This window comes from Siphonobacter sp. SORGH_AS_1065, assembly GCF_030818595.1.
GTDB lineage: Bacteria > Bacteroidota > Bacteroidia > Cytophagales > Spirosomataceae > Siphonobacter.
Genome location: NZ_JAUTAM010000007.1, coordinates 32,741 through 54,039, shown reverse-complemented (window position 1 = coordinate 54,039; position 21,299 = coordinate 32,741). Strand labels below are relative to the sequence as shown.

Sequence of the window (21,299 nt, the reverse complement as noted above, 5' to 3'; positions counted from 1 at the left end):
CAAGTTGGATTGGGGAAGTCTGTCTACCTAATAAACTACTTTTAGAATGGGACAGCGGAAGCTTTGCATTACCTTCCAGTATGTTCGTCTTTAAGAAGAAAGCAGATTGCTATAAAAGAAAATGAATACAAACAGGTTGATTACAGGCAAATGCAGGAAGTAATACGTCTGTTAATCTCACTATTAATCCCTTATACTTATAGGGATCATTAATGCTTAAACCCGGTAAACATTCAATAACGATTCGAGAATTTATAAGGGTACTCTTTTTCCTTAACTAATATATTCTTACCTTAAAAAAGAGCTCGGGCCACTAGTCTCCGTCTAGGAAACTAGTGGCCCGAGTTCTAATAAAACTATTTCAAGTACTACGAACGAGAAGGCTTATACCCAATGAATCCGTAGAATGCAATGTATACGTAGCAAATCAGCGGTAACAGGAAGGACAATTGTAGGTTGTGTGTAACGTCCGCGAAAGCTCCCTGCAAAGGAGGAATAATGGCTCCACCCACGATTGCCATTACCAGTAGAGAAGACCCCTGGCTGGTGTGAATACCCAGATTTTTAATCGCTAAATCGAAAATGGTGGGGAACATGATGGAGTTGAATAACCCGATGGAAATCACTGCCCACATGGCCACCGAACCCTGACCGAAGATGGCAACGGCTAATAAAGCCACTGTAATCGATGCAAAAAGCCCTAAAGAACGGCTGGGATTGGAGGCTCCTAAAATGAAGGCGAAGATGTTGAAAGCCATTAATCCCAGTACAATCATTGCAATGGCGGGATCGTACAAGGTGTACACCAACCCGAAAGCTACCAGCCCAATAACAGCCATGATGCCGTATTTAGTAACGGCTGACTGATACTGAGCTAAAGCGACGGCTCCGAAGAAACGGCCTACCATGGCTCCACCCCAGAAAAAGGAAAGGTAATACGTAGCCTGAGCTTCATTATAGCCAGCAATGTTAGGCAATTCGAGAAAACCAATAATGCTGGAACCGATGGACACCTCACCGCCTACATAAGCGAAAATACAGACGATACCGAGTACTAAATGACGATACTTCAAAGCACCCGCATCACTAACAATGGTGCCTTCGCTACCTACTTTGGGCAGGGGAGAAATTTTAATAATTCCGGCAATGAGCAACAACATCACGGCCAGGGCCACATAAGGTACCCGAACCGAGTCAGCTCCCGAAGAAGCATTAGCTCCGGCAAAAATCAGATAACCGCCAATAATGGGGGCTACCGTGGTGCCCAGAGCGTTCAGGGCCTGCGTCAGGTTCATCCGGCTGGACGAACTTTCTGGTGGCCCCAGGATGGACACGTAAGGGTTAGCCGTGATTTGAAGCAGCGTGATTCCCGAAGCCAAAACGAATAGAGCCAGTAAGAAGAAACCGTAGCTTTCCAGACTAGCGGCGGGCAAAAACAGTACACATCCAACGGCCGCGATTAACAATCCGAGGATGATTCCGTTTTTATAACCAATCCGCATGATGGGATCACCTTTGGTTACGGACAGAATAAAATAGATGAGAGATACGATAAAGTAAGCCCCAAAGAACGCTGTTTGAATCAGCATGGCCTGCCAGTGCTGAAGATCAAACACCTGCTTCATTTTCGGAATCAGAATGTCGTTGAGACAGGTAATTAACCCCCACATGAAAAAAAGAAGCGTGACGGTAATGAGCGGCCCACGGTAATTAGCTCCGGCGGAGGAGACATCACTACGGGCGGCCGATGTAGAAGAAACGGGTACTCCAGCCATATTTAATAATTCAGTAATGTGTTGAAATGGAAAGAATGTGATGGTTACGCCGATGTCAGTCCTACGATGGGTTCCCCGCTTGTAACGCTGAAAGAAGAAAATGATGGGCAGGAAGATGTAATAAAAACTTCGTAACCTACTTCAAATCAGTATCTTATGGGGTTTCGAAGCAAGTCCGAACACCAGAAATAGTTTTCATGTGGGTCATTGACCATCAATCAACTATATAGCATAATCCTTTAAAAGTATGACTGTTTTACGTCTTAAGTCAAGCTTTTACTTGAAAGTTAATGTGTGTCAACGGGCCAAACAGTTACTAAAATGGCTTTCCAGACCTCTAATACTTTCCCTAAGCTATTGAACAAAAGGAATGAATTTTCGTATATTTTCTACGATTCACGACACCATAAAATTGACTTCATGTTCAGGAAACAAGGCATGACTATCTTCGGAAAGTGGTCTGTGTAGAACCTCCCCTAAATCAACCCATGAAATGGCCTCAATCTCTAAAAGTCAGTTAACCGAAATATTTGAGCGTTACCAGGAAATTCAGAATCAAACCTTTCTGCCCCTGGAGCCGGAATTAACCACCGCCCGACTTCAGGTGATGGTGGAAAACTCGCTAGATAAGCCGCAGGAAGCTCTGGAGAAAATTCGGGGAACGAATAACCTTACTTCGGTAGCGACTTTTCTGCGGGGTTTTGAAGTGAGCATGTCCGTGGGCCTAATCTATGATCGCCGAAAACCGGATATAGATCGTGCGGCCATCGGCACCGGGTTCCTGGTGGCTCCAGGCGTGTTAATTACCAACCATCACGTCGTCGCTTCAAAAGAAGAAGCTCAGCAGTTTGGTGTTTTGATGAATTACCAGCGAAATCTCGAAGGTAACCTTTCCACTTCCTACGCATATGCCTTTGCTCCCGATGAGCTTTTTTACACCCATGCTCATCTGGATTTCACGGTAGTAAAAGTGGTGACCCAGGAATTGAAACAAGCCAGAAAGCCCATTACTGATTTTGGCTATTTACGATTGATAGAAGAAAGTGGCAAGATTACCAGGGGTGAATTTGCTGCCCTGATTGAGCATCCCAATGGCAAACCCAAGCAGGTTGTGTTGTTCGAAAACGCCATTTTGTATGACCGCCATCCCGACTTTTTATTATACAGCACCGATACCGACGAAGGAGCTTCCGGTTCTCCGGTTTTCAATTACGAATGGGTTGTGGTGGCCTTGCATCACGCGGGCGTTCCTTCTTCACTGGATGATTTACAGCAACTGGGTAAGGGCGAGATTGACGAAAATGAATACCCTAAAGCCGCTAATGAAGGAATTCGGATCAGTGCAATCATGAAGCATTTGAAGGAAAATCATTCACTGGCGTATGAATTAATTACTAAGGCGGCCCTGGCTCCCTTAACCGAAAGCATTCCCGTCCAGCCTTTTCTGGATGCCCGTCCGCTGGCGGCTCCGCTTCCTTCACTGGAATCACTAAAAGAAACCAAACCTATGTCAGAAAACAAAGAGTCTATTCCTTCGGTGACGAATGCATCTTCCGAAACAGTGATTCGTCTGAATATTCCCCTGGAAATCAAAATAGGACTGCCTCAGGTGGTTAATGCCGAAGCCATAGTCGTTTCTAATGAACTAGAGAAAAAAACGGCTGTGGTGAGTGATTCGGTAAATCGAAATATCAAAAATCGGGAAGGGTATAAAGCCGATTTTCTGGAAGGGTTCCCCATTCTTCTTGAAAGTCTCTATAAACCTTTTGCCGATAAAAAACTGATTGCCCCAACGCTCCAGGAAGAATCGGAGCTTAAGTATGTGCACTTTAGCGTAGTCATGCACAAAGTTCGCCGGATGTGTCTGTTGACGGCGGTGAATATGGATGGACAGAAAATGGTAAAAGTGCCGCGTAATGATAATTGGCAACTGGATGGCCGAATGGATGTGAAGTATCAGTTGGGCAATGCCGTGTATGCGAATAATGATCTGGATCGCGGGCACATGGTTCGGCGAGAAGACCCTAACTGGGGCCCTGATGCAAAAACAGCCAATGACGATACCTTTCATTACACCAACTCCTGTCCGCAGCATAAAGATCTGAATCAGAAAACCTGGTTGAATCTGGAGGATTATGTATTAAACAGTGCAAAAGCCCACCAACTGAAAGTATCCGTTTTTACAGGGCCGGTTTTAGATGAAAACTATGTGCATTACCGCGAAGCTTTGGTTCCTGCCCAATTTTATAAAATCGTGGCAATGGTGAAAACTGACGGAACGCCTTCGGTCACGGGGTACATTTTGACACAAAAAGAAATGATTAGCGGGCTGGAGCGGGTGATGACAGACTTCGTTTTTGGAGCATTCAAAACCTATCAGATTTCTCTTGAAAAGCTGGAAGAAATCACGGGTCTGGATTTGTCTTCGGTGAAAGCTTACGATCCTTTAAATAAAGCTCTGGAAAGCGTTCCGAGGGAAATTGAAGAAACAGGGGATTTAGTTTTATAGCTTCTTTACCTTGTTATAGCTACTACACCTTCCTGAAAGCTTTAGAGTTTTCAGGAAGGTGTAGTAGCGAGACAAAATGAATGCCTCCCGGCAAAGTCATCATTTCTTATGTTGTCCTTTCTACTGAAGTGTGACTCTGTTACCCTAGTAAACGAGTTTCATCCCCCGGCCAGACGCGATGAAGTTACGTCTCTACCTTTTGACGGCTCTAATCCTATCATCTCGAATGTAGTGAGAAACCTTGCTTAGCGAGTGGTAAAATGGAGTTACAGCAAAGTTAGCTGGCTCAAGAGGTTATGAAATGATGGTAGAGTTTTTCATAGAAGGCTCAATGGCTTCGCAGCCCAAAGTCTCACTTGATTTAGCATTTGAGTCATTTAGTTGAATTCCAGAATATAGTCCTTCCAATGATCGGGCTTGTGATTACCCTCCAACTGCGGATTATCTGAATCGTGAATATGATAGTCATCTTCAGGAATTTGGTAACTATCTTCCCAATAACTCTGCATGAAATTGATCAATCTCGAAAAGAGATACAACTGATATTTTTCTGCGTCTTCACCGTTTTCGGGCTTTGTTCCAATGATATGAATTTGACGCTCATGGCCCTGATCGCCATCGAGGCTGATGTAGGTAAAAGTTAGTTCGTATTCTTCCGTAGAAGAAGCTTCGCAGGCAGTAAATTGATAACGCGGCATAAATACGCAGGTTTTAGCGACTTTCTAAAAATAAGAGTTAAATAAAAGGCTCTCCTTACTTCGGGAGAACTATTAAAGGTTCATGCTTCAGTCTATGATCGAGAGCAAAGTTGCTAGCTTCCCCGGATGAAATCCGGGGACACGGTTGGTATTTAAGGCTATTTCATACTTACAATAACCGCTAACTATTATATTATCAGCGTCTGTCATCCAGAGTGAAGCGAATCTTATGACCTTTTGCGAGCTTGCTGGCTCATGCGGTAACTTAACTAAGCCCGTCCTATTCCACAGAAGGTCTCTCCCTGCGTTCGAGATGACAGAGGGAGGGTTGCTATTTACCCGCAGTCGCTCGGCTCTAGCCGAGTGACCACCTAGCTCTAGGCCTCTGGCCGGTAGGATGCAAACCCATATCTGATTAGAAACATCTTACCCCAACAAAAACAGACTTGCTAATCCCGGCCAGAGGCCTACCAGACTACCTCGTCACTCGGCTAGAGCCGAGCGACTGCGAGGGAAGTGGGTTCATACCCCATCTGCCGTTATCGCTCAGGGTTTCAAAAGCTCTGATTACATGAAGGTTTTCGCTTATAAATTTCAGACAGGCTCTTATAATCCTTACGATTTCTGTTCCTACCAAAAGTCTATGCCTGCCTTTTAAATGTAAAACGCCGTTACTGTATGTCGCATCAAAATTTTATAAGAGACATTTCAAAATAAGAGAGGTGTACGCTTAAGTATAAAAAAAGCGAGGCTCTGGATTCACCCAGAGCCTCGCTTTTTGAAAAGAGCCTATTAGTTGAGCACCGACCCTTCGGGCATAAGTTTCCAGTTGTTATCAAATAAACCAGCCATTTTTACGCCTTTACTACCCGATTGAAGCATATCCAGGCTAAAAATCATGTAGTCAGGAAAGCCACTGGCTCCGGCGAAATACTGGTTGGCCGAAGAGGCCTTGAAACCTTTAATCCCTGTACCCGTAATAACAGATACCGAGGCCTGAGCAGAACCCCGTAAGGGCCATACGAAGTAAGCCGCCAGATCGTCCCCGTTCCAGTTTTGGGTTCCTGCTTTTATCCCGTTTCGATCTACCTGAATCGGACAGTCAGCCAGCAGGGCTTTCCAGGCCCCGTTGGTGCTTGCGTTTCCGTACAACACCACACCCCGGTTAGCGTATTTCTGTAAAGCGTATTCTTTATCCGAAATAACATCAACGGCACCGTTGCCACGATAATACCAGGTTTCCGCATCAAAGCGGGCTTTTTCCACACTCCACTGATTTTCCTCTGTTGTACCCTGCGTTCCATACACGAAGATCATCCGGTGATTAAACCCATCCTTGAAAGTACCATAGCGATGCGGACCTTTTTCCTGAAGTGAAGGAGCCTGTACCTTCGTCCAGCTGCTGGCTTCCCGCCGCAAGTAAATGCTGTCCTGAGCCGATGCGGTGGTAACAGTAAGCGAGGGAAGGCTATCCAGTGTAATGCTTACCTTCGCATTTGAGCCAAAGGCATGAAGAGCCAGTTTTAACAAGTGCACGTTTTCGGTTTTACCCGTAATGGCTTTCTCTGATCGTTGCAGTTGAATACGGCTGTATTCCAGTGGTTTTATTTGTTGCTGAATCCCTGCCCAGTAATAAGACGCAGAAACACCCGGATTAGAAGTAATGAAATCAATGGAATGAACGGTAGAGTCCGCCGGACGCTGGTGCCATTTGAAAAAATCGAATAGGGGTTTCCAGTCTACACTGTGATCTCCGAACCAGTGAGAACCGCCGGGGTACTCATAGTAACTGAGGTCGGGATGAAAACCACCGAGTGCTTTTCGCATTTGTCGGGCATAAGTAACCGGAACGGTCCGATCCGCATCGCCGTGAAAAACGTAGACGCCCAGAGGTTTGTAGTTAGTTACCAGTTTTAAGACATCGCTTTGATTGCCCGAACGCAGCAGCATTTGTTCCATCGGAACTTCGCTGCTCGCAGGAATAAGACCATCGGCAGAACCGTACTCTTTCAAAGTAGGATAACCCGCACAGGGAGCAATAGCCGCCCATTTATCGGGGTACGTAGCTCCAAGAAACCAGGTTCCATGACCCCCCATGGAATGACCGGTCAAGTACACCCGTTGCGGGTCAGGATTGAAACGGGTTTTCGCTAAAGTTAATACTTCCAGGGCATCCAGCCGCCCCCAGTCTTCCCAGTTGAATCCACGGGGACGGCGGTTAGTGGCCGCCACCAGCGTACCCCAGTCTTTGGCTTTATAAGCCCGTGCCTGACCGCTGGCTTCTACGCCAGCCCCGTGTACGGACAAAAACAGAGCTGACTGAGCAGTGGGAGTAGTAGATTGCGGCGTAACTGCATAGTATTGCAAGCTTCCGTCGATGCTGCTGATGAATGTGTTGCTGTAAGATTCGCCCGGAGCAACAGCCTCCAGAGCAATCGTAGCCTGATCAACGGATTTACCCTTGCGAATTAAGCTGAGCGTACCCTCCGTTTTACCCTTGGAGGTGATACCACTGGCATCTAGTGTAAAAGGCACTTTCCGGGTAGTCAGAGCCGGAATGGGCGGTAAGTTTGTCAAAACTTCCTTGCCCTGAAAACTACTCTTTAGTTGTAAATCCGTCAGAGCATTGCTAGATGTATTAATGACGACCACGCCCGCCTGCAACGATTGATTAGCTCCGCCAACGATGGGTTGGGGTAAGGTCAAGTCCTGCGTTTGCAGGAGTATAGGTTTTGTAGGGAAAGTCAGGCTGGCAATAATCGAAGTTCCTCGGACGTAAAAGGTGTTTAGGCCTTTTTTAAGTTTCACGGGAACGTCCATATACCCCATACTATAGGCATCGCCCATGTGCAGTTCCTCGTTTACATACACATGACTGTTCCCTTTGATGTTCAGAATAGCTACTTGTTCTTTAGGAGAATGATAGCTCAGATAAATATAAGCTCCCGTTCCTGCAAGGCCACCCCTCATGCTTCCGGGATTAATACCGGGTCCGGCAGGCCCGCCGGAACTGCTTCGAAAACCAAAACGTCCCCGTAGACGGTGCAGACTATCGGCAGTAATGGTCTGCCACTTGAGTTCATCTCCTTGCTCGCTTTTTCCGAAAACGGAGCCTTCCGCGGGCGTTTTGAGCGTGTGCGTGTACAGTTGATACGCCAGCTGATCAGTATAGATGGCTTCCCGGCCGTATCGCTGTGGCACACTGGTCATCAATCCCTTATCAAAGTAATGAATCTGTTGAGCCTGTACGACCTGACTAAAAGTAGTGATGAGTAATCCTAAAGCACCAAGGCTGGCACGCATAAAGTTGAGGTTTAAGTCAAATGAGAGTTTAATGGTGAGAATAGAAATTAAAAGTAACGTTGAACACACAAAAATGGCCTGAATTGCGATGAAAGACGGATTAGGGACGATTAGAAAAAGGTTTTTGCAAATGCATGGTTATTCCTTCAAGGAATAATAAAAAAGTCGCCAACCTGCGGGTTGGCGACTTATAGTCCAGAAATAAAAACCATTCAGAACGATAGTGAAAGAAAAGTGGAGCGTTACTCAAATACCGCTACCGCTCGAACGGGTGAACCCGTGCCGCCGCGAATTTTCAGGGGTAGGGCAATGAACCGAAACCGCCCCCGACCTACCAGCAAATGCAGATTTATCAGGTTTTCGTAATGCGTAAATCCCATCTCGCCGCAAATGCGGTGAACTTCATTATTCGAAACTTTCGGTACGCCTGGGGACATCATCTCCACACCAAAAGCCGCAATACCCTGGTTACCCAACCAACGAGTGGCTTCAGCGGTTAATCCGGGCCCATTTGCCCAGTTTTCGGTGTGATAAGCCTTACGGTAATGATCTGTGTAGATTAATACGGTATCCCCCTTTTGAATGGTTAATGCCTGGTTCTGGCACGCCTCTTCCAATTCCTCTGCTTTGATAAGCTCTTTAAAACTTTTGTGAGAAAAGTCCAGACAAATGCCTTCGGTATAGAACATGGAAAGCGGCATGGTATCAATGGATTGACCAACAAACTCCCGGCCCATGTGATTAAGAGCATCCACGTGCGTGCCGGTATGTTCGCTCATGTTCAGGTTCAGAACACTGGGGGTTACAGTTTGGGTATCGGTTAGTCCGTCCCACTGCTCGTGCGTGGCATGAATGCCGATATGGACGGGAGGCAAACTCTTGTAGACGGGCATTCCCGCATAAATTTCCTGACTCAGATCAATGATTTCAGGCATGGGAGTTAGTTGGTTGAATGATGTTGTCTTAAAGATTAGAATCCACAATTAGTTCCTGAAAGTTAAAAGCAGCCATAGCATCAGTTACCGCTGCCAGTTTTTTCGCTGGCAACATGACTTTGAGACAACAAGTAACACATGCTGCCAGCGAAAAAACTGGCAGCGGACTTGATAGCTTCTCCTGTTTCCTAGAATAAGACAATGTTTGGCTATAGGAAAGTTTGCTAGCTCAAGAAAGTGACACGATCTCCAGCAAGGTTTTTCCCTCTACCTTGAAGAACAGGCAGGAAGTAGAAAATATGGAATTATGAAAGTTATAGTCGCTGTGCAGTAGCAGGCCTGTGTAATACTTTAACGACTAAGGTGAAAGCAATATATAAAATGGGACCGATGAAAGGAGTAACTAGTAATACAAGAGCTACCGCCCCTTTCAACAACGGAGAGAGCCCTTTTTCTCTTATGACTAGCAGAAAACTCAGTAGATACAACAAAGCATAAATTCCCAGAATTAATGACCAGAGAAAAAGGTTGGAGGAAGGGGTTGTCAAATCCATAGCTACATAAGATTATCAGGAAGTAATGATAGAGCTTTACTGCGGTAAATCAAAGGGATTCATCTTTTGCGAAGGAACCGAAATAGCTTTGAGAAAAGCTTCTAGCTGTAATTGCTCCGGTTTGGTTAGATGAAGTTTCCGCAAGATCGGCGAAGTTACCGGACGAAGCCGCTCATCCACTAGGACCCGCTTCTGAATAGGAGAGGGGTTACCCAGATTGTAATACTCCACCACATCACGAAGGGTGGGAAAGTTACCGTGGTGCATCCAGGGGCCGGTTCGGAACACTTCCCGCAGCGAAGGCGTTCGAAATTTCCCTACATCCTCTGGGTTACCCGTTTGCAGATATTTACCAAAATCCTGCTGGGAAGAACCGTATAAGGTCTGTCCGTCGTTGTGAAATTGGTTATCCGAGAATAGCGGCGAGTTATGGCAGTTAATGCAGCGGGCTTTGGTGCGGAAAAGGTGTAGCCCCATCACTTCATCGTCAGACAAAGCCTTTGCGTTTCCCTGAACAAATCGGTCAAACCGACTCGGCGGACTCACAATGGTTCGCTCAAACGTGGCAATGGCCTGCTGAATTCGTTCGATGGTTACCTGATCGGTGCCAAAGGCTTCCTTAAAGTAAGGTCGATACCCTTTCACCTTTCGAACGTTCCGCTGCATAGTCCTGAGATTTTGAGCCATTTCTTTAGGATCCTGCACCGGAAAGCTTACCTGCTCTTCCAGACTTGCCGCCCGGCCATCCCAGAACAGCGTTTTGTAATGAGCAGTATTTAAAATGGTCATGGCATTGCGTTTGCCATTCTGACGATTATGCCCAAAGGACAAATGCCGACCATCGCCCCAGCCTAACTCTGGATCGTGGCAATTGGCACAGGAAATCTGTTTGGAGGCGGATAATCGGGGATCAAAAAACAGGAGTTTTCCCAGCTTTGCTTTCGCTTCCGAATAGGGGTTATGGGCCGGGAATTCGGCTTTTCCCAGCACACCAATTTCCTGAAAGGTCTTTACCACCGAAGTATCCAGATCGGGTTTGGGCCAGCGGGAAACGTCTCCGCTGCTGTATAATTCCCGAAGTTCTTCGATGCTATATTCCTTCTGAAAAGCAGTAATGATCAGGAAAAAGGCCAGCGAAAGCAGTAATGAAATTCTCATGTGTTTTGCTCTGATTCAACTTCCCGAAAGTGTGGAGCTTTCGGGAAGTTATGGTATTCGTAATCAATCAGTTAAGCGTTAATGCATTGACGCTTAGTTTGTATGTGTGGGAAACCTTTGCTTTTCCACCGATAGCCGTTTCATTAAAATTGACGATCAGGTCAATTACCTTCGTATTCGCATCGTAAGTACCTTCGCCACTAATACCAATTTTAAACGTTGTGCCCACGCTCCGGGTGATGGTGATATCCTGAGTTAGCACTTTGACTTTACCTTTGGTTGAACCTACCTCGTCCGGGAAAAACTGAAGCACTTTTTCCGCGTTAATTTTAGCTGTTTTGATGTTGTTAGATCCAATCTCTGATGTGTATAAGGTTACCATCCCAAACAGATTGACTCCACTATCAACCACGTTGGGGTTGGTAAAACCGATATAGGTTGGATCATCCGCCGGAATGGTTGAAAAATGAGAACCAATCCGGTTTGTCCACTTCGTAGCGGTTGAATCATAGCGGTAGACGTACATCTGATAATACTGTTCAGATTTGTGAAATACGTTAATAACTTCGGTGGAAGCGGCGGCCTCTTCGGGTTCCGGTTCAACGGTCTTATTATCTTTGGAACAGCTGTTCAGCATTAAGACTCCGGCAAGGAAGAAAGGAAGTAATCGCAGCATTTTCATGATAGAAATAATTGGAATGAATAGTTCAACAAATGGGTAATCAGGGGATTAATAGCCTGGGTTTTGTGCTATAAAGGGGTTCACCAAAACCGTTTTGGCGGGTAGGGGCAGAATGAAATAATCCGAAGGGTAGGTTAAACTACAGCGGATTCCCTGACAATCCTGCCGATTCAGGTTTTGCTTGGTTCGGGCGAGGTCCAGCATCAGAAAGCCTTCGAAACAAAGCTCCTTGCGACGTTCCAGATAAATCAGATTCAGTAATTCCTGCTGATTAGTACCCGATAAAGCAGTAGCCGAAGGATCGGCTCGCTGACGAATGGTATTTAAGTCCTGGTAGGCCTGAGTGAAGTTATTCAGGTGAGCTTCAGCCTCAGCCCGAATTAGATACATTTCGGATAAGCGAATCACTTTGATGCCCGTCGAATTCTCATTGCCCCGGTTATACTTGTTGCAAAAAGAATAGACTGTATTCGCAAGCGTGGTAGTCGTATACAAACTTGACTTATTGCGAACGTCAGTCGCTGCGTATAAATCAAGCAGATCATTGGTGGCGGCCATTTGAAGGAAATTATTACTGGCTCCGGCTGAAGTAACATCGAAAAAGCTACCGAGGCTGGTCGTATTGTAATTCGATGGAACAGAAACCTCAAAAATGGCTTCGCTCGTATTTTTCTGCGTCCAGGAACTTACGTAATTCTGGTTGGTGTACAGACTAAACACGTTACTGGTAATGATCGTGTTAGCGTACGTATAAGCCTGTTGCCAGTCGCCTTGATTCAAGTAAACCCGAGCCAGTAATGCCTGAACTACGGATGGGTTCATGTAATTCTTCGTACTTCCCGAACTCCAGATGGCCGTGCTATTTTCAAACAACACCAGTGCTTGATTCAGGTCTTCGATGATCGCTTCATAACATTCCGCTACCGTCTGGCGTGGGCGTTGCGACTCACTGACCAGAATGGGTTTTAGGTTCAGGATAATGCCGGGATGCGAGGCATCCGAAGTATACGTATAGGGCTGAGCGTAGAGTAAAACCAAATCAAAATGAATCATGGCCCGCAGAGCGGTTGCTTCCGCCACTAGCCGTGTACGCGTGCGTGCCGTGCCGTTGGTAATCGCAGGAACTTTGGTAATGATGTTGTTGAGATTATTGAGAATGGAGTATAACTGAGAATAAGTACTGTTCATCCCACCCGAAGACGAACTGGTTTCGGTATCTTCATTACCGGGATCAGCGGCCAGATTATACACATCCAGTAATCGGGCATTGCTCAGCGTTGCATGTTTGATATTACCACCCGCAACGTCTGGATACAGCAGGCGATTGCCATTTAGGTAACTCAAATCAAACAGCGACCGATACGCTCCACTCAAGGCTACGGTTGCCGATTCAATGTCCTGAAAGGTTTCTTCCAGAGAAATCTTATTCTGTGGTTCTTTGTCAAGTAAGGCCTGGCAGTTAGTCAAAAAAATCATCAAACACAGAAGGCTCAGTTTCAAACCTCTGCTTTTGGTCAAGGAAACAGTCATGATTCGTTATAAGCTAAGGTTTAAACCTGCACTAATGGTCCGGGCTTCCGGGAACGTAAAGCGGGTTTCCCGGATACCATTCCGTCCAGCGGGACTTTTTTCCTTATACCAGTAGGCCACATTCGTTGCGTTGACAAAAGCAGAAACCCCCTGCATGCGAAGACGTTTGGTAAGGCTACCCGGTAAGGAATAGTGGAGTGTAATATTTGAAAGCTTTAGATTAGTCAGGTCTCGCAGGTAACGGGATGAATTAGTTACCAGTCCCTTTTTAATTGACAATCTGGACACCTGAGTTACATCACCCGGCTGCTGCCAGCGATCCAGCAGATTGACACTCATGTTGGAATGTTCCAGATTCTTTCCATCGGCAAGAAACCGGGTGGATTCCATCATATTTCCACCGATGTTGTAAAGGAGATTAATGCTCAGGGATACGTTTTTGTAGGATAAGGAGTTAATCCACCCGCCCTGAACTGTGGGTAATCGATCCCCCAGCACGACGTAACTGGAACGGGGATACGCACGAATGGCTGTACGAGTGACTAGGTTACCATCCGGGGCATAGAATTGCTCTTCGCCCGTTTCAGGATTAACACCACCCCACAGAATACCCCAAATGGCCGTAGTACTATAACCTTCCCTTATGGCAGCATTTGCCTCTGCCGTGGTAGTAGCAGGATCATTAAAAATGGAAGTGTAGCCCCCGTTATAGCGTAGAACCTTATTACGATTTAAACCCGCGGTAAAAGTGGACTGCCAGCGAAAGGATTGCTTCTGGAGGATGTCCATTTTTAGCGTCACGTCAACTCCCTGATTTCGCATTTTAGCCGTATTTACCGAAATGGAGCTATAACCCGTTTCCAGCGGAACTTCTACACTAGAGATTAGATCATGAATGGTGTTGTTGTAATATTCCGCAGTGAGCGAGAGCCGATTAAAAAGCGTAGCGTCAATGCCCAAATTCAGCTTGATATTTCTTTCCCATCCTAGATTAGGATTGGAGGCGGAAGCAGATTCAGGAATGGCGGCAACGTAGCCATTGTAGTTACCGTAGCCAAAATTATATAAACCTCGGGCCGCATAAGAACCAATCCGCGAGTTTCCGGTTGAGCCATAGCTGGTTCGGATTTTCAGGAAGTTGATCGTAGAATGATCCTGTAGAAAGGACTCTTTGCTGACAATCCAGCTAAAGCCAACCGCTGAATTAAGAGCCAGACTGAAATCACTGCCAAACATGGAAGACTGATCGGCTCGTAAGCTTGTGGTGAATAGGTACTTCTTTCTGAAGTCATAGTTTCCCTGCGTGTAATAGGAAACAGTGGCATTTTCCTGTCTGGAAGAAGAAGTGGTTCGGTTAGTGGCCTGTCCAAGCTCCCGAATCCGATCATAGGTGAAGTTAGAACCCGAGCCCGCCAGTAATACGGTGCTCTGGTCCTGAGCTTCCATTCCGGCAATGATGTGTATCGAATGATTTTCGAGGAACGTTTTAGAATAATTACCCTGGATATATCCTAACCAGCCGAGGGTTTGACGGTCGAAAATCTGTAAGCGTCCGCCGACGGTACTGCCCGTAGCGTTTTTGGCCGAAAAATATTTAACCTGCTTCCCCTGCGAGAAATTAGTCCCAATCGTTCCCGACAGCGTGAAGGATGGCGTGAGGGCGTAATGAATATTCGAGTTACCATTGAAACTAATGGTATGATTAACATTCTCATTCTGAGCTAATACTGCCAGCGGATTAGGGACTCCCAAAAACGTAGTAAAGTTTCCGTCCGAGTCATAGGGGTTGAGATTGGGAGGTAAATAAGCGTTATTCTCGAAATTATCTATTCCATTCTTTTTGGAGAAAGTAGGCGATAACGTAATGCCAAACTTCAACTTCTTATTCAGGACGCTGTTAACCTTCAAACTCAGATTAACTTGCTGCATATCGTTACTCATGGCACTGGCTTGCTGGTAACGATAGCCCGTCGAAAACCGATAATTTAAACCTTCTTTTCCTCCAGAAACATCCGCGTTGACAGCTGTGTAAGAGGCATTACGTGTCGTTAATCCAAGCCAGTCCGTATTTATGGTCGAACTGCCTGCTTGGGTACTGGCCTGAGATTCTGAAAAACCATCGTTAATCAGAGCTTCTCGTTTAAGCATGTAAAACTCAGGGCCGCTTAATAACTTCATCCGATTAATAAAGCTGGATACCCCCCGCGAGATGGAAACATGGGCAGCCGTTCGCCCTGCTGAGCCAGACTTCGTAGTAATGATGATAACGCCATTGGCTGCATTTGCTCCATAAATCGTAGTAGCGGAAGCATCTTTCAAAATGGAAATCGACGCAATGTCGTGAGGGTTAATCCCGGCAATGGGATTGATAAGCGTTTCGCCATTAAAAATGCTTGCGGCATCCCCACGTTCCTGTTCCATGATGGGTATTCCATCGATCACGTATAAAGGTTGCGTAGAGGTGGTCCTGCCGCCACCAACGGGTATTAACGTACCCTGCCCGCGAATGTTAATTTTTACCGGAGTACCGAGCTGCGTATTAGGTTCGACGTACACGCCAGCGGCTAAGCCTTCCAGCATTTTGTCAATGCTTTCGATGGGGCGATAAGGTTGTAACTCTTTGGCGGTTACCTGAGAAATACTACCGATGACTTCTTCCTTTGGCGTGCCGTTGGTATAGGCGTTTGTAACTACCAGTTCGTTCATCTGCTGGAAGTCAGACTCCATTTCTACGTTAATCGTGCTTTGAGAACCCAGGGGTTTGGATACAACGGGCTTCATGCCCACCATCCGAAATTCGAGCTGGGTATTTTCAAGGTCTGATGCGGCTACAATCGATGAATAATACCCTTCGGCATTCGTAACACCGATGACTTTTCCATGGAGAGATCGAACCGAAACGCCAGGAAGCGGTTTTTTATCCGCTTGGTCCAGCACCGTTCCGGTTACGCGACGCACGCTTTGCGGACGAACCAGAATACGATTTCCTTCCTTGCGGAACGAGAGGCTGGTCAATGCCGACAAATCCCGCAGAATGACGGGCAGGGGTCCTCGACTAACAAACGTATACCGGCGGGTAGCGTGAATATCCTGGGTGTCGTAGTTGAATTGTACACCCGCCTGTTTTTCAATTTCCGAGAAAATACTCGTTAGCCCCGCCTGCTTTAACTGGAAAGAAAGTTGTTGAGCCTCCGTTTTTTGCATAAAACCGAGACCAACCCAAAAGGCTAGGAGTAGCCCTGTTAATCTAACATTCATTTCTCCGCACTTAAATAAATCTTACGATGATGGATGGTATAAGTCAGGTGTTTAGAGAAGGAGATATTTTCAATGACCCGTTGCATTTCTTCGCGGAAGAAGCTACCCGTGTAATGCCAGGTTGGGTTGGGGTTTTTAAGGATTACTTCGTAGCCGTACATTCGCTCAATGGCCTGAGCTACGGTTTTGAAGTCAGCATTTTTGAAGACCAGATACCCCTCTTTCCAGCCACTAACGGCCAGAGAATCGAAGGATGTTCGGGTTAATTTCTGAGTAGTCGTTTGAAAAATCGCCTGCTGACCGGGCATTAATACGAGTCGCTGCCGAAGTGCATTCTCAACCTGAACCTTTCCCCGATGTAGCGAAACGGTAACCTGATCAGCAGGGGAATAAGCCGAAACGTTGAATTCCGTGCCTAATACGCTCGTCGATAACTCGCCCGTCTGTACGATGAAAGGTTTAGTGGAGTCGTGAGCGACGGAGAAAAAAGCTTCTCCTTCCAGCCTAATTTCCCGAACATTCGAATGGAAAGTTTTAGGGTAATGAATTGTACTGGCTGCATTCAGAATAACCGTACTTCCGTCCGATAAAGTAAGTCGTGTTTTCTTACCGTTCGGGTTCGAATGATGAACCCACTCCACTTTTGCAGGAGGTACGGACGGATTGCTACGATTGAAATAGAGTAGTCCGCCTACCAGTCCCAGTATAAGTAATACCGAGGCTGCCGCCAGCCAGGGTTTGCGGCTGGAACGCTGTATGTGCGGAATGACGGGCGTATCTAGGTATTGACGCATCCGTTCTTTTTCCTGCTCAAATTCTTCACTAGGGAGTCGCAGAGCGAGCAAATCCAGCAGATTTTCGGCAGCGACGATTTCATCCAGTTTTTCAGGATGCGTACGAATCCAGTGCTCCCAGAAAGCGACGGCTTCGGGATCTGACTTCAGGTAATACGCAATGAATGACGCTTCGGCTGCAAAATCTTCCGCCTGGTAATGTTCCATGAATATACTCGTTTGCTTACCAGTGCAGAAAAGCGGCTTTTTTTACCGACTAAATTCAATCTTTTTTATAATTAATTTTTAATGGATTGATAATCAGTGAAATAATAAATTTTTTTCTTAGGGAAGGTTTAACCATAAACGTTAAATAAAAGAAAGGAAGCCTCTTTCCGCTTGGGAGATCGTTGGAACAAGGGCTTAGCAACTCTCTGTCGTCGAGAGCGAAGCGTGAATGTCCCCGGATTTCATCCGGGGCTATCCGTATTGAACCCCTCCGGGGTCATTGGTCGTAACCCTATTGTAACAATCTTAACAACAACCCCAGCGGGGTTGAATATGAATAGCCCCAGGCTGGATAGCCCTGGATGAAATCCGGGGACATCGCGGGGACACGGTTGGTCATGACAATTATCTCCTACCTAAAGGATACATCATTACGTAATCATCCGCATCTGTCATCCAGAGCGAAGCGAAGGATCTGATGATCTTTGTCGAGCTGGTTGGGGCAGGTAGTAACTGGATGAAGCTAGTCCCTTCCACCCAGGGTCCGATTCGCGTGCAGGTCTTCATTCTAGATGTCAGACCGGTTTTTAACGAACGAAGATAAAAAGCAACAGGCTGCTCAACACCTGAATATGCTTACGGAGGGTTTTTAGGGCTTCCGAAACCTGATTATACACGGTTCGGGGTTGAAGCTGTAGGCGTTGAGCAATAGCTTCGTAACTTAATTGTTCATAATACTTGAGTCGAATCATTTCCAACTGACCCGGCGTAAGCTTACTTAACAAGTGCTGCACCCGGCGTTTGTTATCGTCATCCGACTGCATCTCCACCAGCGTTTCTTCGTAAGAACGCTCGACGGGCCCTGCCGTTGTATCACTCAGTGAGGCAAAAACATCCTGATTTTCTCTGAGTAATTTTCGCTTGAGAGAAGTGAAGAGATAGGCCTTGACATTGTCAACTTCAGGCAGACGCGAACGCCGATCCCAGAGTTCACAGAAGAGTTCGTGGATGGTATCTTTCACTAACTCGCGGTCGGCAATAACCCGGCAGCCAAAGGCAAATAAAGCCTGATAATGAGATTCGTAGAGAAACATGAATGCCTCCCGATCGCCCATTTTCAAGTGTTGCCAATGTATTTGTTCCGTGCTTGCTGCCATAAGAGGGCACAAAGGTAAATTAATTATTTATAATCATTATAAATAATTTCACTGAATAGTACTCAGCTCCTGGTAATTGATGAATGAACAGGAGTGAGCGTAAGGTTGGCTAGAAGCCTTGAAGTTATCCACGTATAGCCCATGAAAGAAAAGGCAACGTAACTAAATACTAGGCGGGTTACAGAAACGATGAGTAGAAGAGAAAGAATTTTTAGAAGCGGTCTAACCGTTAGATTGAACACTTTCATGCAAATCGGACCTTGGGTGGAAGGGCCTAGCTTCATCCAGTTACCACCTGCCCCAACCAGCTCGACAAAGATCATCAGATCCTTCGCTTCGCTCTGGATGACAGATGCGGATGATTACGTAATGATGTATCCTTTAGGTAGGAGATAATTGTCATGACCAACCGTGTCCCCGCGATGTCCCCGGATTTCATCCGGGGCTACTCATAATTCAACCCCGCTGGGGTTGTTGTTAAAAGGTTTATGACAAAACCCCAGCGGGGTTCAATACGGATAGCCCCGGATGAAATCCGGGGACATTCTTCGCTCTCGACGCAGATGGCTGCGTAAACCCTTGTTCCAATGGTCCTCCAAGCGGGAAGAGGCTTCCTTCCCCTTCTTCAACACTCATGGGTAGCCTTTCGCTAAAATTTTTTTATTCTCTATTGAATTGTAAATCAGTACATTAATAAAATCTTATTAGTCTATCAAATAAATAGATTTAGTAGACTATTGTTTTTAAAAAATACATCCTCTTTCTTTGAACCGTCATTCAAATCTGCGGCTATGTTAGAGAACTACGAATGGGTTTTAATTAACCTCCGGCTTCGCTCCTCTTTGTGTTGTAAATAACCTGCTTTTCTCGATTAAGTACCCTAATCAGCTCTTTCTCAGCGAATAGAGTCGGGGAAGTATTGTTTCTTATCAATTCAAAATCAGGAAATCATGAGTCAGACATTCGTTTTCAATAAAGCTTTAACCGAAGAACAGCGTCAGTATTTTAAAACCCACGGCATCATTCAATTCAAGCAGTTTGTAGACCGGGCTACGGTGCAGGAATTCATTCGGGAAGTAAACCGCGTAGAACAGCATTTACTAAAAACTAACACTGAAAAAGTAAACGGTATTCCCTTGAAATTCGGCGAAAACGAACGCGGTGACCGGATGATTCAACGGTTGGCCTTTACCTCACACTATAGCCAGAAGCTACGTGATTTCCTGAGAGATCCTCGTTTTCAATTATTACTGGAATTACTCGGTCCTTATGAGGGTCGCATTGGAGAGAATGAAAAAGATGGTTTAGTCGTCAACCATTACGTCAATACGCCCACCAGCCAGTTCAAGCAACTAGGCTGGCACACGGATAGCCCCCGCGATTTATTTTTAGGAACTCGAATTCAACCCATGTTGAATGTGGGTCTGCACCTGGATGATTGCTCGCAGGCCAATGGTGGGTTGCGAGTGCTGACGGGCACCCATGAGCAGAGCATCTGGAAGTTACTGTTCCGTAAAAAATACTTCATTGATAATAATCCCGATCCCAAAGAAACAGGCTTTGAAATCGAGGCAGGCGACCTCACCATCCACGATGGCCGCCTTTGGCATCGCGTGCAGCAATCCCCCTTTATCGGTGAAAAAAGCCGCCGCCGGGTTATGTACATCCCGATTATTACGGGAGAATACAGTCCCAAACACGCCGAAAGTCCAACACCGTTTTACCATAAACTAGGCAGTATCAAGCTACCGAAACCCTCTTTATCCGGCTGGTTGAATAAAAACTGGCAACCCGGAATTGCTCGCTTTTTAAGTTAATCCGTTAACGGTCCTTGCTTCTGGCAAGGACTGCTTTTCTTTTCACTCTAGACGTTTTTCATATGCCATACGCCCTAGTTACCGGGGCCGCTCAGGGAATAGGACGGTCGCTGGCTGAGCAGCTTGCTCAGCGAAAGTATGATTTGTTACTAGTTGATTTTCAGGAAGAAAAGCTCTATCAGACGGCTGACTACCTGCGAAATACGTATGCCCGGAACGTCCATGTCTTGACCATTGATTTAGCCCTGCCGGGATTTTTGCGGGTTGTCACCATCTGGCAAAAACAAATCACACCGAATCTGGAAGTGCTGGTGAACAATGCCGGATTTGGGCTGAATGGCAGCTTCGAAGACCTCGACATCAATGAACAACTTGATATAGTCAATGTCAACGTGCGGGCGGTCATGCAGATTACCCACGCGTTTTTACCCACCTTACGTAAACAGGAAAAAGCCTATTTGCTCAATGTCTGTAGCACCACGGCTTATCAAACGGTGCCTTACCTGACCGTCTACGCGGCTTCCAAGGCCTTCGTTCTTTCGTTTACGCGGGGCCTGCGACATGAGTTACGCGGTTCAAACGTGAGTGTAACTATGCTGAGTCCGGGCAGCACGGACACGGGTTTCGTAGATCGGGCTCGCATGGGAGAATCGCTTAAACAGACTGCCAGCAAGGTTCACATGAATCCCGATGTAGTGGCTGAAATCGCCATAAAAGCGTTGTTTTCGGGTAGAGCTGAAGTAGTCCCGGGTTTCCTCAACCAGGTCGGAGCGTGGTTACCCCGAATAGTTCCTATGCGTCTGATTGAACGGGTCGTTGGGAATCTGTATAAGCCCAAAACGGAAAGAACGCTGGTGACAGTATTGTAATTATTCTGATTATCAAAAACGTAACGGTATGTCCATGTTTCAAATACACGCTC

Annotated in this window: 13 protein-coding genes; 3 read left to right on the top strand and 10 right to left on the bottom strand. The window is 46.2% G+C overall.

The window, feature by feature from the left end; genetic code table 11:
- Positions 1-368: 368 nt before the first annotated feature.
- Entirely contained in the window at positions 369-1,775 is a 1,407-nt protein-coding gene (locus tag QE390_RS21960) for a sugar MFS transporter (RefSeq protein WP_307143878.1), read from the bottom strand.
- Positions 1,776-2,268: 493 nt separating this feature from the next.
- Here QE390_RS21960 and QE390_RS21955 point away from each other — a divergent pair, with 493 nt between their 5' ends.
- On the top strand, positions 2,269-4,284 hold the full coding sequence (locus tag QE390_RS21955) for a DNA/RNA non-specific endonuclease (RefSeq protein WP_307143877.1): 2,016 nt from the start codon (positions 2,269-2,271) through the stop codon (positions 4,282-4,284).
- A 377-nt stretch (positions 4,285-4,661) separates the two neighbouring features.
- Here the strand turns inward: QE390_RS21955 and QE390_RS21950 are convergent, their stop codons facing one another.
- The 9 genes from QE390_RS21950 to QE390_RS21910 all read right to left on the bottom strand — a co-directional run bounded on the left by QE390_RS21950 (position 4,662) and on the right by QE390_RS21910 (position 18,560).
- The gene (locus tag QE390_RS21950; protein WP_307143876.1) at positions 4,662-4,982 is read right to left on the bottom strand and encodes a hypothetical protein; all 321 of its coding nucleotides are present in this window, start codon (positions 4,980-4,982) and stop codon (positions 4,662-4,664) included.
- A 792-nt stretch (positions 4,983-5,774) separates the two neighbouring features.
- Positions 5,775-8,285: a prolyl oligopeptidase family serine peptidase gene (locus QE390_RS21945; protein ID WP_307143875.1), complete on the bottom strand. Its 2,511-nt coding sequence runs from the start codon at positions 8,283-8,285 to the stop codon at positions 5,775-5,777.
- A gap of 242 nt (positions 8,286-8,527) precedes the next feature.
- The gene (locus QE390_RS21940; protein WP_307143874.1) at positions 8,528-9,220 is read right to left on the bottom strand and encodes a cyclase family protein; all 693 of its coding nucleotides are present in this window, start codon (positions 9,218-9,220) and stop codon (positions 8,528-8,530) included.
- A gap of 590 nt (positions 9,221-9,810) precedes the next feature.
- Positions 9,811-10,932, bottom strand: a complete 1,122-nt coding sequence (locus QE390_RS21935; RefSeq protein ID WP_307143873.1) for a cytochrome-c peroxidase — start codon at positions 10,930-10,932, stop codon at positions 9,811-9,813.
- A gap of 67 nt (positions 10,933-10,999) precedes the next feature.
- A complete protein-coding gene (locus QE390_RS21930; RefSeq protein ID WP_307143872.1) occupies positions 11,000-11,614 on the bottom strand; it encodes a hypothetical protein in 615 nt (204 codons plus the stop codon).
- A gap of 48 nt (positions 11,615-11,662) precedes the next feature.
- Positions 11,663-13,090 (bottom strand): RagB/SusD family nutrient uptake outer membrane protein, encoded by a 1,428-nt coding sequence (locus QE390_RS21925; RefSeq protein WP_307144008.1) that lies wholly within the window; start codon positions 13,088-13,090, stop codon positions 11,663-11,665.
- A gap of 60 nt (positions 13,091-13,150) precedes the next feature.
- Positions 13,151-16,348 (bottom strand): SusC/RagA family TonB-linked outer membrane protein, encoded by a 3,198-nt coding sequence (locus tag QE390_RS21920; RefSeq protein ID WP_307143871.1) that lies wholly within the window; start codon positions 16,346-16,348, stop codon positions 13,151-13,153.
- Positions 16,349-16,398: 50 nt separating this feature from the next.
- On the bottom strand, positions 16,399-17,403 hold the full coding sequence (locus QE390_RS21915) for a FecR family protein (RefSeq protein WP_307143870.1): 1,005 nt from the start codon (positions 17,401-17,403) through the stop codon (positions 16,399-16,401).
- A 587-nt stretch (positions 17,404-17,990) separates the two neighbouring features.
- Positions 17,991-18,560 (bottom strand): RNA polymerase sigma factor, encoded by a 570-nt coding sequence (locus QE390_RS21910; RefSeq protein WP_307143869.1) that lies wholly within the window; start codon positions 18,558-18,560, stop codon positions 17,991-17,993.
- A gap of 950 nt (positions 18,561-19,510) precedes the next feature.
- Between QE390_RS21910 and QE390_RS21905 the strand changes: the two genes are divergently transcribed.
- Entirely contained in the window at positions 19,511-20,377 is an 867-nt protein-coding gene (locus tag QE390_RS21905; RefSeq protein ID WP_307143868.1) for a phytanoyl-CoA dioxygenase family protein, read from the top strand.
- Between the two features lie 62 nt (positions 20,378-20,439).
- Positions 20,440-21,246: an SDR family oxidoreductase gene (locus tag QE390_RS21900; RefSeq protein ID WP_307143867.1), complete on the top strand. Its 807-nt coding sequence runs from the start codon at positions 20,440-20,442 to the stop codon at positions 21,244-21,246.
- Positions 21,247-21,299 lie beyond the last annotated feature (53 nt).